Here is a 16083-nt window from a genome sequence, read left to right as displayed (position 1 = left end):
TTTTCCTAACTAGCCTTGTTATAAGAAATTCCTGAAACAGCTATAAATAGATTTTTACCACTCACTCACATTATCTTAATGTGTTAACCACTTTATCATTCATAATATGTCACAAAATAGAAGTCTTTTTAAGGCTTCTGTTTTGTTTGTATACAATACAGCAAAAAGCTTATTTTTTACCTTTCTATGCTTCCATTCTTTAAGAATCCGTTTGGCTGTTAGATACAATTCATTACAGTAAACTAATAATATCTCAAGTTAGCTCACTACCCCTTTTTCAATTACAAAAATTCATTGCATTAGGAATAATAAACAATAAATATAGTAAAGAACCATTTTATTATAGCTATTGTTTAAAAGTCAGGAGAGATATAATGATTAAAATAAAAATGAAAAATTTCTTTAAAGTTAGCATACTCACTTGTTTTACACTAGCTAGTTTAAGTACACCATCTATTATTTTAGCTGATAGTCATCCAGGTTATTCCTATGAATCCAATATAGGTTATCAGAATCCATCGTGGATGTCAGAAGTAGCTGATTCAACAAAATTAAGTGAAATATCTATTCCAGGAACTCATGGTACAATGGCTTTACATGGAGCAAGTTTTCTTGATGAAAATTTGACAAGAAATCAAACTATGAGTCTACCCCAACAATTAAATTCTGGAATTCGATATGTAGATATGCGTGTTAAACGTGTAAAAGATTCTTTTTCAATGTACCATGGTATTGTCAATCAAAAAGTAGTATTTGAAGATGTATTAAAAGAAGCACTTAAATTTTTGAAAGATTATCCGACAGAAACAATTTTAATGCGCTTAAAAGAAGAAACTACTCCCGAAAGTGGATCTCTATCATTTGAGGAGATATTTTTAAAATATAAAAACGTTAATGCTTCATATTTTTGGAATCCTAATTCCGTACCCACTATAGACAGAAACAACCCTACTCTAGGTGATATCCGGGGTAAAATTGTAATCTTACAAAACTTTACATCCTCTAAATTGTACGGTATTGATTACGATGGTTTAAATATACAAGATAAATTTGAAATTGGAAGCGGACCAGACGAAATATATGAAAAATGGAATGCGATAAAAACCCATTTACAAAGTGCAAATACTAACTATAATTATGGAAAAATATATCTTAATCATTTTAGTGGTACGGGTGGTGCAGCCGCATTTTTAAATAATGTATATCCTTGGTTTGTTGCAAGCGGAAAAGAGAATAGAAATACTGATAGTAGTCCTAAGTTAATTCAAACAAATTTCACTGATGCGTGGAGTGATTTCCCCCGCGACAGAAATGGGCAAGTATATTATAGTGGGATGAATACACTTGGGACCGAACTCTTACTACAAGGTAGAATTAGACATTCTGGTATTATCGCAGCTGATTTTCCTGGACCAGGTTTAATTGATAGTATCATTAAATTAAATGGTGTACATTCGAATGAAAAAGAGATATTAATTTCGCAAATCCCATCCGAATCTAGTCCTTTATCTGGACAAAAAAATCGTTCTAGTCAAAACTTTAAAATTGATAATTTACCTGTAGGGACTAAAGAATTAAAATGGGTTATTGAGCCTTCAGAGAAAGATCATCCTTCTACTATCTCTTTCAATGTAATGATTGATGTTTCCTTAGGTACCGATTCTATTCGTTGGAAAAATATTTCACATGGATCTAGGACTGAGGCTTACAAAAATACTAAATATTATATCGCAAGTCCAATTGGTGCCACTAGCAAATTCACTGTGAAAATATACGCTATTACAAATTAGAAAATAAAAGAATCCCATTGGAGTTCCTTTTTGATGGAATACCATTGGGATTCCTTTCTGATTTCATTTCGTAAACATTAGGATGATGATTAAATTTATTAGCATATCATTTAAATCATTAAGGGATTTATATTTGGAACAACCCTTTACTTTCAAAGAAAAATCCAAAAATTTTAACTACATTTTCCCGCTTATCATTTATTCAAAACTGGCTTCCAAAGCGATAGGGCAAAAATCCAATTTGTGTCACCATTGCCTTGATAATTTTGAACTGCTTCATACACTTTTCCCTCATGTACTACTCTATCACCTTTTGTATATGCTTTTCTTGCATCCCATTTTTCATATGTGGAATCCTCTGACTTTGTTATTACATTTAATACATCACTTCTACTAGATTCATTTCCAGCTAAATCAACCGCCGTCACTACATATTTATACGATGTATTAGCCTTTAATTCTTTATCCATAAAGGATGTATTAGCCGTTGTCCCAATTTTATTCATAACTCCAAAGCTTTCTCTATATACAATATAATGATCTACACCTACATTATCTTCAGACGGACTCCACATCAAATCAACAGTGGTCGCTGTTGTACTCATACTATGTAACCCTTTCGGTTGAGTCGGAGCTTCTATATCTGGGATTTCATTTGTTGTCTTAACCTTTAGTTCTTCACTTTCTTTTGATATGTTTCCAGCAGAGTCTAACGCCTTTATTGTATAGGTATATTCCGTATTTTCTTTTAGTTTTTTATCAATAAATGTTGTACCTGATACCGTATCAATTACTTCCCCATTGCGTAACACTTGATATTCCTTTACACCTATATTATCCGTAGAAGCCTTCCATGTTAGTGCAACACTATTGGCAGTAACTTTAGACGCATTTAATCCAGTTGGTTGACTTGGAGCTACTGTATCGGGAGTTTCATTATTTACTAGATTTACATCAATTACATTATAAAACGCATTTGACGTATCTGCTACATCCCATACAGCTAAAATAACATGATAACCATTGCGATCAGTTGGTACATTAATTGTATGTGTTAAATTATTTGATGCGGCAGAACCGTCATGTTTCACAGTTCCAATTGGTTCTAATTCAGCACGTGTTAATGGTTTATTAGGATCCCATCCCTTTTTTGTAATGTAATAATGCCATTTACTTGTAGGATGTGCAGCTGTATATTTCCATGTAAATGTATTTGCTCCACCCTTAATCGTATTTTTGAACCAGCGATTTGATGTTTGTTGGTCAAGAATCCCTCCAAACAGTCCTCCTGCCGAAGCGATTTTCCCATCAATCGGTCCACCATCTGGGAATCCTTTAGGTGCTTCTAAGCTTTGTGGTTCGTACATTATATTTCCACAATTTAAATTTAATGCTCCATAATTCTGACTACATAAAGCAGCACGGCTGCTTGGCTTTTCAACAAATCCATGTGCATAAGCACTTTGAGGAATCATTGTAATAGCCGTCACCCCTACAGCTAAAATACAGGCACCAATTCCTTTTTTACTTTTTCTTAATCCTTCAAATTTAGATGTTAATTCCAAATTCATTCTTGTCCCCCCAATATATTATTGTTATCGCTAATATAATAGCAATATAGAGATAAATGAACAAATTGCTATTAAATATACTAATATCTCTCATATATTGATACATTTATTATTATTTTTAATCTCATATATTAATAAAATAAATACAATAACTCTATTTTGTAACATTATGTATTAATAGAGGAATAAAATCCTTACATTGTTTCACAAAAAATTCAAATATTAATTTAAAGAATTATATTTATCCTCATGCTAAAAAAATACAATTTCAAAGTAAAAAAGTCTGGAAGAAGCTGATTAAATCAGTCTCTTCCAGACTTCACATTTCTGCTATATAACATACAAACAAGTCATTTCCAAGGCTAAATTCACACATATTTTCTAAACCCTAAAAAACACATTAAATAATCTGTTTATATTCACATGGTGAATGCACAAAAATCCTTTAATCTTAGACATTTACTCCTATAACCACATAACTACTGTAATTTATATATTGATTTGCTTCAGGATGTTCAAACTCATATATTAAAATTACCAGGCAGAATGAACTACCCACCACTTAGCAAAACATAAAGTGGGAGCTTCTCAGTTACACGACGAAATTAACCTTTCGTTTCCCTGATCGTTTGTCCAACTTAACTTTATAGTCCTTTTTAATAGTCATCTCCTACCCTGTTAATCCTTATTTTAAACAAATCATCAAGAGATTGATTATGTAAGATAAGAAAGAGAATTAAAAATCCAATTTTCCCCATAACGTTCTACCAATTTATTGTATTATTTTTACCTAATAAGGTACAGAAACAAAGGGAAAAACTTCAGTATGCTTGAGGTTTAATACTAACGTTTTTAGGGTGAAACGTTTAAAGGGTACAATACTGAATTTTTATTAAATGTTCCTGTACCTAGTATTTAAATTAACTTATGTCAAAATATTTTACAATACAAGTATGAAACGTTACATATTTCTATATTTAATGATACATTTCATCAACTTACTCTCCTAATCTTTATGCTAAATATAGAAAATTAAGCTCGTTTAGATTTAATTTTAGAATTCTCATAATAGCAAATGAATAGATTAGGCACATAACTGTCACAAATTAATGACTTATCTATTTTTTCATCCATGAAAACTTTATTACCACTTCAATATTTACACTTAAACTAAAACACATCTATACTCACACTTAATTAATAATCTTTCAAATGAGTCGATTCTTTTATATTTTTTATTTTTTTATTGTACATTTGTACATTTGATGTTAGGATTATGCCTATTAAAATTGAATCCTAACGATTCTTCTTTATAATTCCTATATTTTTATTTTCAAATGAAAATATAGATTCTAAAACACGATCAAAATCAAAACAAAAATGTCGTTATTTCACAATGATGTCATGAAATACCTTTAGAATGGAAAGATGTATGCAACAACGTGTTAAGGGGTTACAGGGGGAACAAAAATGAGAGACTTTTTTGATGATAAGTATAAAAATATTGAATTAAAAAGGAGGTTAATCAATTTAATAAGTGAAATTAGCGAGTTCAAAGGAAAATTAGCTGCTTATCAGGAACAAAACCCTGAAATATTTAATAGTTTAGAAAAAACTATACCGTTACATTACATAAAAAATTTCACTACTATTTATGAGGATATAAAAGTTCCTCATAAAAGATTAAAAGAACTTATTTTAGATGATATAGTACCTCAAAACATTTCGGAAGATGCTATTTTTTGTTATTATCAAACACTTTCTTTTGTACATAAAAACTCCTGTACTTTATCAATTAATCCAGCAACTATACAGGAATTACATTTTCAACTAATACATTACATTACCTCTGACAGTGCCAATTGGCGTGAAAAACCTTTTATTATTCCAGGTATTCCTGAGCATGGAATGCACTTGAATAGTTACCGCATTCTTCCACATGAACTTATCCCACAGTTTATGGAGCAATTATGTGATCAATACAACTCATTAAATACTAGTAAGGGGCTACATTCGCTTTTATTAATAGCTCGTTTTATATTAAATTTTTATTGCATAGTCCCTTTCAATCAAGGTAATGGCAGGCTAGCATTTATGTTAATGCAGTTGTTGCTAATTAAGAGTGGACATACATTTGTAAAATATATATGTTTGGATAAGTATATTAAGAAAAATGAATCTGAATATTACAATTCGATTTATAAATCTTCGGTAAATTGGTACTGCGAGGAACATAATAGTAGCTTTTGGTTAAAAACGTTTTTAACTATTATATTAGAGGCTTACAAAGATCTGCATAATACCGTTCTAGATTCTATATGTAAGCATACTAAAGTTGAGAGAATTCAGGATTTTATATTTAAACAAAAACAACCCTTTACTAAGGAAAGTATTCGTAACAGATATCCAGACATTGCAGAGAGTACAATTAGTAAGGCTTTAAATTCCTTGCAATTATTTGGCCATATTAAGCTAGTTACAAAAGGAAGAAACGCAAAGTGGACTAAAGTTTGACCATACTTTTACAACTCTTACGGTTCAAAATTCAATTATAACGTTATAAATGGTTTTTATGACTTTGGGCTCAAATTCATTGAATTTCATTTTAATTTTAGGCTATTATTACTTTAGTTATATCTAATTCCTACAAAACATCTTATAGGAAAAGGTACGTTTCCCTCCACCTTTTCCTATAAAAATATTGGATATCAACGCGGGAAAATTGTCGAAAAAAGTCGTATTTTAATATTTTTTCTCTATTTTCTGGTTGTAAACGTTTCATTTTCATGTTACCATCTTAATCAAACAATAGAGGGTAATAAAAATGAAAGTAATTCTTTCCCTTAGAAACATATAAATGTACGGTAACATCAAGAAAATAAGGCCAAAGAAATATTTGATACCTACCAAAATAACCAATAGGAATTTTGCACATTAATTTTTCTGTTAATTCAAAAAACATTTTGTCCCTAAACAAAATTTGTTAGCATGCAAAGTTCAAATACACTAGAACACCCAAATTAATGTAACATCCTTTTTAATCGAGCATTAAGGTATGAAAAAACAATTCTTCCTACAAAATTCAGCTGATTAACTTAAAGACATCTAAATTACTACCTTAATTATCCTCTATTGTTGACAACATATTTACCAACTATGAAAAAGAGCCTATCAAGGGTTCTTTTTTATTATAATCATTCAAATTTCAATTCTATCTTGATACTTAGATTTCCCCACAAATTACCTCTACTTTTTTGCTCTCAATTATTAATTCCCATTCCCAATTTGTTTAAATTTGTGAATAAAATTCCATCTTATAAAAATAATAAATACAACTAATCGTTATATATTAAAGAGGTGTCAATTTTGTCCTTAAATGAAGAGGCCTTAGAAACTAAAACAGATAAAAACATTGTAAAAATCCAAACAAGTAACTTAAAAGAACTTAAAAATACATTAGATAATATCTTTGATATTAGTGCAGATTTAATTGAACACCCTTTGCAATTAAAAACAAACACGAATATTTTACTATATTACTTTGAAGGTCTTACTGATGGTGTCGCTTTAAAAGGCAATGTTGTTACACCACTATTACAAGAAGTAAATGAAGACAGTCAAATATTTAATTCTAATATTATTGCTACTCATACCAAAATAGTATATACATGGAATGAAATTAAAGAAGGATTACTTGAGGGTCAATGTGTTCTATTTATGGAAGGAGAAAAGCGCTCACTTCTAATAAATACAAAAGGCTGGGCAGAAAGAGCAATTCAAGAACCAATTTCAGAAGTTACTATTAAAGGATCCCATGATGGATTTATTGAAAATGCCACAAAAAATATAGGCTTAATCCGTCGATATCTTCCTTCTACAGAGTTAAAAATCAAAAAGCTGACGATTGGAGAACGGGCCACTTCTTTAGTCTATTTAATTTACTTAGGAGATGTTGCGAACGCAGACGTAGTCCAAGAAATAGAAAACAGAATCTGTAGAATTAAAACAGATGCGGTATTAAGCATTGGTGAGCTATCCAATTTTACAAAGGATCAAAATTGGTCTCCTTTTCCACAGGCTTATTTAAGCGAACGCCCAGATGCTATTTCAAATCATATACTTGATGGAAAAGTAGCAGTATTAGTTGATAGATCTCCTGGCGCGATGATTGTCCCAATGAATTTAATTGGATTTTTTCAGACTCCAGATGACTATAATATACATTGGCTCATTGCATCATTTTTTCGCTTATTACGATTTGCAGGATTTATTATAGCTATTTTTTTACCAGCATTTTATATAGCTATAGTCTCTTTTCACTTTGAAATCATTCCTATAGATTTATACACTTCTATTGCAACGTCAAGAGTCAAAGTCCCGTTCTCTCCCTTATTGGAAGCTTTTATAATGGAAATCACACTAGAAATGCTACGTGAAGCTGGTATTCGCTTACCACAACCAATTGGACAAACCATTGGAATTGTTGGAGGGATTGTAATTGGACAGGCGGCTGTTCAAGCGGGTCTTGTTAGTAACGTTATGGTTATTATCGTATCTATTACAGCCATTGCTTCATTTATTGTTTCTAATTATGATTTATCGAGTTCTATACGCCTTATTCGTTTTCCAATGATGTTATTGGCTTACTTTTATGGGATTGTAGGTATTGTTAGTGGATTAATGCTCTTATTTGCTCATTTTGTTTCACTAACTTCTTATGGTTCACCATACGGATTGCCAATAGCACCATTTCGTCTCCAAGAGTTAAAAGATTCTTTTGTAAGATTTCCTATTTCTATGCTTACCAGCCGCTCTAGTACAGGTCAACCGAAACAAAGAAAGAAAAAAGAAGGTGGTTCACATGGGGAATCTTAAATTCCAAAAAGTAACTTTATTCGAATTTATTATTTTCATTCATTCACTGCAACTTGCATCTGGTATGTTAATTATGCCAAGCCCACTTGCTACTACGGCTGGTACAGATGGCTGGATTTCGATCATTCTTGGATGGATAGCTACTTCTATAACCGGCGTATTTATTATATTAATGTTACAAAAAAATCCTAACAAAAATTTCTCACAAATCTTAAAAACTTACTTTGGTAAATGGATAGGGACAATTCTTTTTCTTTTATATGCCTTTTATCTATTTTTTGCTGGCTTTAATACTTTATTAAAGGCAACTGATATTGTAAAAGTGTGGATATTCCCTTCCACTCCTGCTTATCAAATCACCATATTATTACTATTACCTTTTATTATTTTAGCTCTGAGTGGGTTAAGGGCTCTTACTAGTTATTCTATGCTTGTTTTCTTCTTCACTACTTGGATGCCACTGTTTCTTCTTTTTTCACTAAAGAGTAACTACAACCCTTTACACCTACTACCTATTTTTAAAGAGGGATTATACCCTATTGTAAAGGCAACAAAAGAAACTATTACTCCTTATGCTGGCTTAGAAATTGCATATTATATATATCCGTTCTTACAAAAAAAACAAAAGGCCATAAAAGGACTACTAATAGCTAATACTGGAACCATGATTTTCTATCTATATGTGACTATTCTTTCTTATATATACTTTAGTCCCGAGGGGATAAAAGACGTAATTTGGCCCGTATTTCATTTGTTACAAGGGGTTCGTTTTTCTTTCATGGAACGATTAGAAATTATTTATATCGCTTACTATTTAATTGTATTCTCCACTACTTTATATCCTTATTTATTTTTCAGTTTTGAATCTATGACCATATCACTTCAAAAAAACGCCCGAAATTGGGCGCTGCTTGCTTTTATGTTATTTATAGTTGGCCTATTTATTTTCCTAAATCCCGATGTGGATCAATATTTTTTTATATATTCTCTTCTGGATATCTTAAATATCATTTTCTTTATTCTATTACCGATATTATTTTTCGTTTACAGTATTCTTTTTACTTGGGTTACTAGGAGGAAACAACTTTGATTCGAAAATGGATATGGATTGTAATTTGTTGTGTATATATAATTGGTTGTAGTCAGAGAATTCCTCTTGAGAAGGTTTCATTAATCCTGTTAATCGGCTTGGATAGAACCCCTAATGGAGACATAAAAGTTGGAACAAGCATACCACTCTTTCATCATAAACAGCCAAAAAGTACTATAGAACATTGGACACAAGCATCAACTGTGTATACTGGATTCAGTAAGATAGATACGAAGTTAACGGGCTATATAACAGCTTCCAAAGCTGAAATCATTTTAATTGGGAAAAAATTAGCGCAAGAAGCAAATTGGTTGCAGGAACTTGATTCTTCTTACCGTGATCCTTACGCTACCATTAATGCTAAAGTAGTACTTGTAGATGGACCTGCAGAAGAAATTTTTAAAATTCATAAGCCTAGTAAACCATCACTATCATCTTATATAAATGGTGTAATCGAATCCTCCATTCAAAATAACCAATCCGTCTCTTCTACAATTCAACAATTAATGAGAGAACAAAATGAAGAAGGCATGACGCAAACTGTTCCAATTATCAAAAAAACAAATAATGGAATCGACTCAGTAGGAATTGCATTTTTAAATCGCCGAGGGAAATATTTAACTCATCTCCCTAAAAAAGATGTTAAATTTTTCAACCTTATAAATAAGCCAAAGAGTAACGGCCGAATGATACTACACCTTGCGCTTCCTCCTAAAAAATCCAACAAAAAAACAAACACTTCTATCTTCGTACAGAACGCAACAAGGAAGGTAGATGTTACTTTTCAAAACGGAAAGTTTGTATTTAATCTCGATATCAATGCCAATGTAGCTTTAATAGAAAAAACCAATCCGATTTTAATTAAGGCGCACTATGATAATAAAAAAAATATAAATAATTTAAAAAGTGCTATTCAAAAAGAAATTAATAATAATATACAAAATATATTAAATGAAATACAGCAGAATAAAATTGATCCAATCGGATTATCCCTATATGCTAGAGCCTATCAATATAAAGAGTGGAAAAAAGTAAAAGGAAATTGGTTGCAAGCGTTAGTAGAGGCTAAAATAAATGTAAAGACACACGTCAAAATAAAAGACACTGGGACCATTAGAAATTAGTCTGGGATTTAATAGCATTTCTTAATGGAATTATCCCTCTTCAATAATTATTATGTAAAAGATGCTAATTCAAAGAAAAATCTACTGGTTAAATGCTAACCAATAGATTTTTCTTTTTATCTAAGGATTTTTTTAAAAGGATTACAATTTTACTACAGTAAACAAGGACAGGTTTCTAATTTAAGTTACTGGAGAATATATAACCCTCGTGTAATATCCCTACCACTTTCATTCCAATGGCAACTCCATGATATAACATCAAAAATGAAATTTCTAAACTTAGGAATTTTATCTTTTTAAGTTTGTACGAATGTCTTAGCTCTATATACTTGGATATATAGGTCCACATCAATATATTACTGCAACATATACTGAACAGATAATTTAAATTTTTTTATAAAAAGGATGATGAGAATGAACCTAGAAGATATACAAAAATCCTATGGCGTAATTGTAAGTTTAGGAGGATTGTGTCAAGTTACCAACCAAACCAAAAGGCACCATCTAAGAACATTTTCTGGACCTTTAGATTGGTTTTATTATCCATCACTTTCAGATGTAAACAGATTACTTCAAAATCGATTTGAAAAATTTATGAAGTTGGAAAATATGGTCATAGAAGGTTCAGAAAGTTACGGTCTTATTGAATCAGAATTTGATAATCAGACTAAATGGGCAGAACGAATTACCTACTGTATAAAGGACACTTATTATAATTGTTTTTCAATGCATGACTTTCCTATTAACTCAGATGAGGATTGGAAAGTAATCTATCCTTCTTTTAAAGCTAAATTAGACACTAAAATTAATCAATTCCTTGAAAAAATAACTAGTAGTGAATCCATTTTATTCATTAGAATTTGGGGAAATCGAGATGAAGCAGTTGAATTACAGAACGTATTATCCAAAATTACAAATAAAGATTTTAATATTCTTATCGTTAACTTTAAGGAGGGTTTATCTAATATTGTTGAACAAAACTGGGGCATACCGAGGGTTTGTTCAATTGAACTCCCACGTTATCAGGATAGATGGGAAGGTGATGATTCCGATTGGGATTATATTTTAAATAAAATAGCATTAACTTATTAATTTTCTTTTTACTTTTCACATAATTTTGTCTGTAGATTAAAATAGGCGTAGAGAAATAAAATTCCCCTCTAATTGATACACACTTAATTCATTATCCGTTCATATAATAATTCATAAGTCCTTCTTTATAGGATCAATAGTTCTTTACAAAATTAATTCCATGACTAGAGCACCTTTATGCGGTGCTCTTTTTTAGATTTCTAGAATGTAAAATGTAATATTTGTTCACTTTTCCTTTAAATAGTTAATTTCTTTGAAATCATTTATACAATCAGTATATTCTGCTACATAGTATGTTCATGACTACTTACTTCCATACTTTATCTTATTTTCAGTATAATTTTGTCTTCTTAGATTTTTCATTATAAGCTTCTTCAATTCCCCTCCCCCTCCCCCTCTTTTATCTTACGAACAAGCAATTTCTTTCATTAGTATTAAATAAAACTAAAGCATTAATTTTTAAAACAACCTAATTTACATACAATTGATGATAAACTACAGTGCGTATTCTCCACATTTAATCAGCATTTGAATTATAAATTTAACATATTTTTTGTAGTTGATTGTCATTATGGTACAACCGTGTATACATTTATCAAACAAGCTACATAGTTTAAATTAGTAAAATATATAGAGAGGAAGGAAATAGATCTATGAAAGTCATAATTTTGTGTGGCGGAAAAGGGCTACGGATGCAAGGAATTTTAGAGGACATTCCCAAACCATTAGTTCGAGTTCAAGGAAAGCCTCTCCTCTTGCATATAATGAATTGGTATAGAAAATATGGACATTCTGATTTCATTTTGCCCTTAGGATATAAAGGTGAGAAAATTAAAGAATATTTTATGGATTTTAGCTGGAAAGAGAATGACTTTAGTTTGAATTTTAAAACCAGTCAATATACGCTACTTCAGGAATTAGAAAATTGGAATATACACTTTATAGATACAGGAATTGATACAATGACCGGGGCAAGACTAAAAAAACTTGAACCCTTTGTACAGGGTGAAACCTTTTTATTAACTTATGGCGATGGATTAGCCAATATAGATATTGATCAACTAATAGCATTCCATAAAGAAAAAGGAAAAATTGCTACATTAACTGGAATTAAAAAGAATAGTCAATATGGCCTATTAGCGGTTGAAAATGGAATTGCTATTGATTTTAAAGAAAAACCATTACTTGATGAAGTAATTAACGGCGGGTTTTTTGTATTTAACAAAGAAATATTCAATTATTTAGGTAATAATGATGATTGTGTTCTAGAAGAAGATCCTCTCCGAAATTTAATAAAAGATAATGAGCTGGCAGTCTATGAACACAATGATTTTTGGGCTAGTGTCGATACACCTAAAGATTTAAAAACCGTAGATGAAAGTTGGAATCCTAATAAATTTTAGTAGAGAGGACTGAATAAACATTGAGCTTTAATGATAAAAAAATAAGTTTACCTCGATTATATATCCCCTCTAATGAGAAAATAATTAACCCGCTTTCAACAGAAATTAAGACTTCAAATCTCTCCCCTAAAAATACTCAAAAACAAATTAACCCTCAATTCTATAATCAACAACATGATCTAAATAATCATTTCTGTGTCATTGTAGGTAGTGAATATGTCTTGAAAATCATTGCCTTACAGCAATCATTAATGCAGTACTCAGAAAACTTTACATTGTGGATTTGTTGTATAGATCCTTTTGCATATTCATTATTAAAAGAAATGAATCTAATTAACGTAAACCTTTTACAAGTTGAAGAATTAGAAGATAGTGAACTAAAAGCAATTAAGAGAAAAAGAAAAGTAAATGAATATTGTTGGACTTTAAAATCTGTCTTAATAGAATATTTATTGGTAAATTACCATTTACCATCTATTCTATATTGTGATGGTGATTTATGCTTTTTCTCTAATCCTAATATTATTTTTGAGGAATGGGGTGAACATTCTATTTTCCTTACTCCCCAAAGAGATCGCGATTGGGTAGAAAAAATGTACGGTAAATATCAGGCTGGTCTAATTGGATTTAAGAATGATCTCTATGGACTAAAGAGTGTAAGGTGGTGGAAAAATAAATGTATAGATTGGTGTAGTGCCGAACCTGAGGAGGGAAAGTTTGGCGACCAAAAGTATTTAGATTATATCCCTATCTATTTTCCAAAAGTAAAAATTTCCAATAACTTAGGTATAAATGCTGCGCCTTGGAACTGTATATATAATAACGATTACAAAATTGACAAGAGTAACAATGATGTACTTATTGAAAATGATAAACTAGTTGTTTACCATTTTGCATGTATTACTATCTTTACTGAAAATGATTTTGATCTATGGTCTTTGGGAGCAATTTCAATACCAAACAATATATTAAACCATATTTACACTCCTTATTTAGAGAGAATCCAATTTGTTTTAAAGCAATTAAAAGAAAAATTCAATAAAAATACAAAACAATTTTTAAGTAAAAAAGATATAAATGAAGCTCAAACATTATATAAAGATTCACAATTAAGAAGAAAAATGAATCAATCCAATCATTTTATGAACTTTTCTATGATTATAAGTAAAGAACGATTAATTCAGGGATTGACCTCTTATTATTCCTTAGAAAATCTCGACACTAAATTTACTGTATGGATCTGTTGTATGGATGATTCAACTTACCAAATATTAGAAAACTTAAAATTAAAGCACGCCATACTCATTCCAGTAAAAGATATTGAAAATCATGAACTACTCAGTATAAAAAATGAGAGGAATTTACAAGAATATTGTTGGACATTAAAAGCACCTCTTTGTCTACATGTCCTTAGTCTTTATCCCGAAGTTGATCACATTATATATTGTGATGCTGATATGTATTTCTTTACAGCACCTAATATCATTCTTGATGAATGGTGGAAATACTCTATATTCCTATGCCCCCAAAGAAGTTCTATTGAAATTGAAAGCATACACGGTATATACCAAGCTGGTTTAGTAGGCTTCAAAAACGATCAAAATAGTAAAGAAATTTTAACATGGTGGAAAGATAAATGCCTAGAATATTGCAAAAATCATTATGATGTTGAAATGAATAGATGGGGTGACCAAAAATATTTAAATTACATCCCTAACATTTTTTCTAATATAAAAATCATGACTCATAAAGGTATTGATGCAGCACCTTGGAATGTAATTCTAAATAGCAGTTCTATATCAAAAACAGATAACAAAGTTCTTATTGATCAAGATGAATTAATTGCTTTTCATTTTGGAAGTATGCAGATTATTAATCCAAATGAGTTCGACTTATGGAAACATGAAACTTTAGACTTACCTCCAACGATTTTAGATCATATATACATTCCTTATATTGAACAATTGAACAAGACATGTCATATCCTTAATGAGACTTTTCAAAAATCCCCATCCCCTTTATTTGCTGGCCAAATTGATACAAATACAATAAAAAATTATTTTAAATACTCCTTCCCTCATCACAATTAAGACTGATATTCTCCTTATGTTAAAATAAGTGAATTTATTCCATTAACTAAAAATACATCTTAATAAAGGATAGATTATCACTATGATTACTTCATTTAAAAATAAAACTTTTCTTATTACTGGTGGATATGGTTTTATTGGTTCTCACTTGGTACGAAGACTTTTAAATTTACAAGCAAAAATTGTTCTTTTGATAAGAACATCATCCAATTCTTGGAGACTGAACGATATTCTAAAAAATATTGAAACCTATGAAATAGATATACGAGACAAAAAACAAGTACAAGATGCAATAAAGAAAGTTAATCCGGATTATATCTTTCACCTGGCAGCCTATGGTGTAAATTCTGCCCATACAGACTACATGCATGCTATAGAAACAAATATTATAGGGACATGTAACATAATTCAGGCAGCAAAATTAGTAAACTGTAAAAAAATTATTCATATGGGCAGTAGTTCTGAATACGGCAATAAAATGGAACCTATTCATGAAAATATGCTACTAACTCCTGTGGATATCTATGGATGTACCAAAGCTGCCGCTACTATATTAGCCCATCAAATTGCAAGCGAAAACAATATTAATCTTATAACACTAAGACCTTTTGGCATATTCGGAGAGGCCGAGGAGCCACATAAAATATTCAGCTATATTATCTTGCAAGTGTTACAAAATAAAGATGTAAATTTAACTTTATGCAATCAATTAAGAGATTATTGTTATATAGAAAATATAATAGATGCCTGTATCCTAGCAGTAGAAAATACCACTGTACAAAATGATATCTTTAATATTGGGAGTGGTACCATTCATCCCTTAAAACATTATGTAGAATTATTATTCAAACATTTGAACACCAATTCCAGACCAAATTACGGTGCAATTTCCTCTAGAACAAATGAAAGATGGGTTCCTGAAGCAGATGTTCACAAAATTAAAGAATCTCTTTCTTGGGAACCTAGAATTAATATTGAAGAAGGAATTATTAAAACTATTAATTGGTATAAAAACAATACACATTTATATCTAATCCCCTAAAAATAT

10 protein-coding genes are annotated in these 16083 nt (G+C 30.5%); 9 read left to right on the top strand and 1 reads right to left on the bottom strand.

What is annotated here, in order from left to right; all coding sequences use genetic code 11:
• Positions 1-374 precede the first annotated feature (374 nt).
• Positions 375-1790, top strand: coding sequence for a phosphatidylinositol-specific phospholipase C (locus ACUN0F_RS03975; RefSeq protein ID WP_445539153.1), 1416 nt, complete (start codon positions 375-377; stop codon positions 1788-1790).
• 194 nt (positions 1791-1984) lie between these two features.
• Here the strand turns inward: ACUN0F_RS03975 and ACUN0F_RS03970 are convergent, their stop codons facing one another.
• Entirely contained in the window at positions 1985-3361 is a 1377-nt protein-coding gene (locus ACUN0F_RS03970) for a lytic polysaccharide monooxygenase (RefSeq protein WP_445539152.1), read from the bottom strand.
• A 1470-nt stretch (positions 3362-4831) separates the two neighbouring features.
• On the opposite strand from ACUN0F_RS03970, the gene ACUN0F_RS03965 reads away from it, so the two are divergent.
• The 8 genes from ACUN0F_RS03965 (at position 4832) to ACUN0F_RS03930 (ending at position 16077) form a co-directional block, all read left to right on the top strand.
• A complete protein-coding gene (locus tag ACUN0F_RS03965; protein WP_445539151.1) occupies positions 4832-5875 on the top strand; it encodes a Fic family protein in 1044 nt (347 codons plus the stop codon).
• 852 nt (positions 5876-6727) lie between these two features.
• Positions 6728-8236 (top strand): spore germination protein, encoded by a 1509-nt coding sequence (locus ACUN0F_RS03960; RefSeq protein WP_445539150.1) that lies wholly within the window; start codon positions 6728-6730, stop codon positions 8234-8236.
• Positions 8223-9326 carry a GerAB/ArcD/ProY family transporter gene (locus ACUN0F_RS03955; protein ID WP_445539149.1) on the top strand — a complete coding sequence of 368 codons (1104 nt, stop codon included), beginning with the start codon at positions 8223-8225 and terminating at the stop codon, positions 9324-9326. Before ACUN0F_RS03960 ends, ACUN0F_RS03955 begins: the two co-directional genes overlap by 14 nt.
• Positions 9323-10450 (top strand): Ger(x)C family spore germination protein, encoded by a 1128-nt coding sequence (locus ACUN0F_RS03950; protein ID WP_445539148.1) that lies wholly within the window; start codon positions 9323-9325, stop codon positions 10448-10450. Before ACUN0F_RS03955 ends, ACUN0F_RS03950 begins: the two co-directional genes overlap by 4 nt.
• Before the next feature lie 414 nt (positions 10451-10864).
• A complete protein-coding gene (locus ACUN0F_RS03945; protein ID WP_445539147.1) occupies positions 10865-11542 on the top strand; it encodes a papain-like cysteine peptidase in 678 nt (225 codons plus the stop codon).
• Positions 11543-12195: 653 nt separating this feature from the next.
• Positions 12196-12945: a sugar phosphate nucleotidyltransferase gene (locus ACUN0F_RS03940; RefSeq protein ID WP_131935149.1), complete on the top strand. Its 750-nt coding sequence runs from the start codon at positions 12196-12198 to the stop codon at positions 12943-12945.
• 20 nt (positions 12946-12965) lie between these two features.
• Positions 12966-15035, top strand: a complete 2070-nt coding sequence (locus tag ACUN0F_RS03935; RefSeq protein ID WP_445539146.1) for a glycosyl transferase — start codon at positions 12966-12968, stop codon at positions 15033-15035.
• 82 nt (positions 15036-15117) lie between these two features.
• Positions 15118-16077 (top strand): NAD-dependent epimerase/dehydratase family protein, encoded by a 960-nt coding sequence (locus ACUN0F_RS03930; protein WP_445539145.1) that lies wholly within the window; start codon positions 15118-15120, stop codon positions 16075-16077.
• The last annotated feature ends 6 nt before the right edge of the window (positions 16078-16083 follow it).

It is taken from the genome of Bacillus sp. 1A (assembly GCF_052682215.1).
The sequence above is the reverse complement of the archived record's forward strand: the minus strand, read 5'-3'. Positions and strand labels throughout refer to the sequence as shown.

Coding starts and splice junctions, on each gene's coding strand:
- ACUN0F_RS03975 (WP_445539153.1), top strand. CDS start 375: ATGATTAAAATAAAAATGAAAAATTTCTTTAAAGTTAGCATACTCACT.
- ACUN0F_RS03970 (WP_445539152.1), bottom strand. CDS start 3,361: ATGAATTTGGAATTAACATCTAAATTTGAAGGATTAAGAAAAAGTAAA.
- ACUN0F_RS03965 (WP_445539151.1), top strand. CDS start 4,832: ATGAGAGACTTTTTTGATGATAAGTATAAAAATATTGAATTAAAAAGG.
- ACUN0F_RS03955 (WP_445539149.1), top strand. CDS start 8,223: ATGGGGAATCTTAAATTCCAAAAAGTAACTTTATTCGAATTTATTATT.
- ACUN0F_RS03945 (WP_445539147.1), top strand. CDS start 10,865: ATGAACCTAGAAGATATACAAAAATCCTATGGCGTAATTGTAAGTTTA.
- ACUN0F_RS03940 (WP_131935149.1), top strand. CDS start 12,196: ATGAAAGTCATAATTTTGTGTGGCGGAAAAGGGCTACGGATGCAAGGA.
- ACUN0F_RS03930 (WP_445539145.1), top strand. CDS start 15,118: ATGATTACTTCATTTAAAAATAAAACTTTTCTTATTACTGGTGGATAT.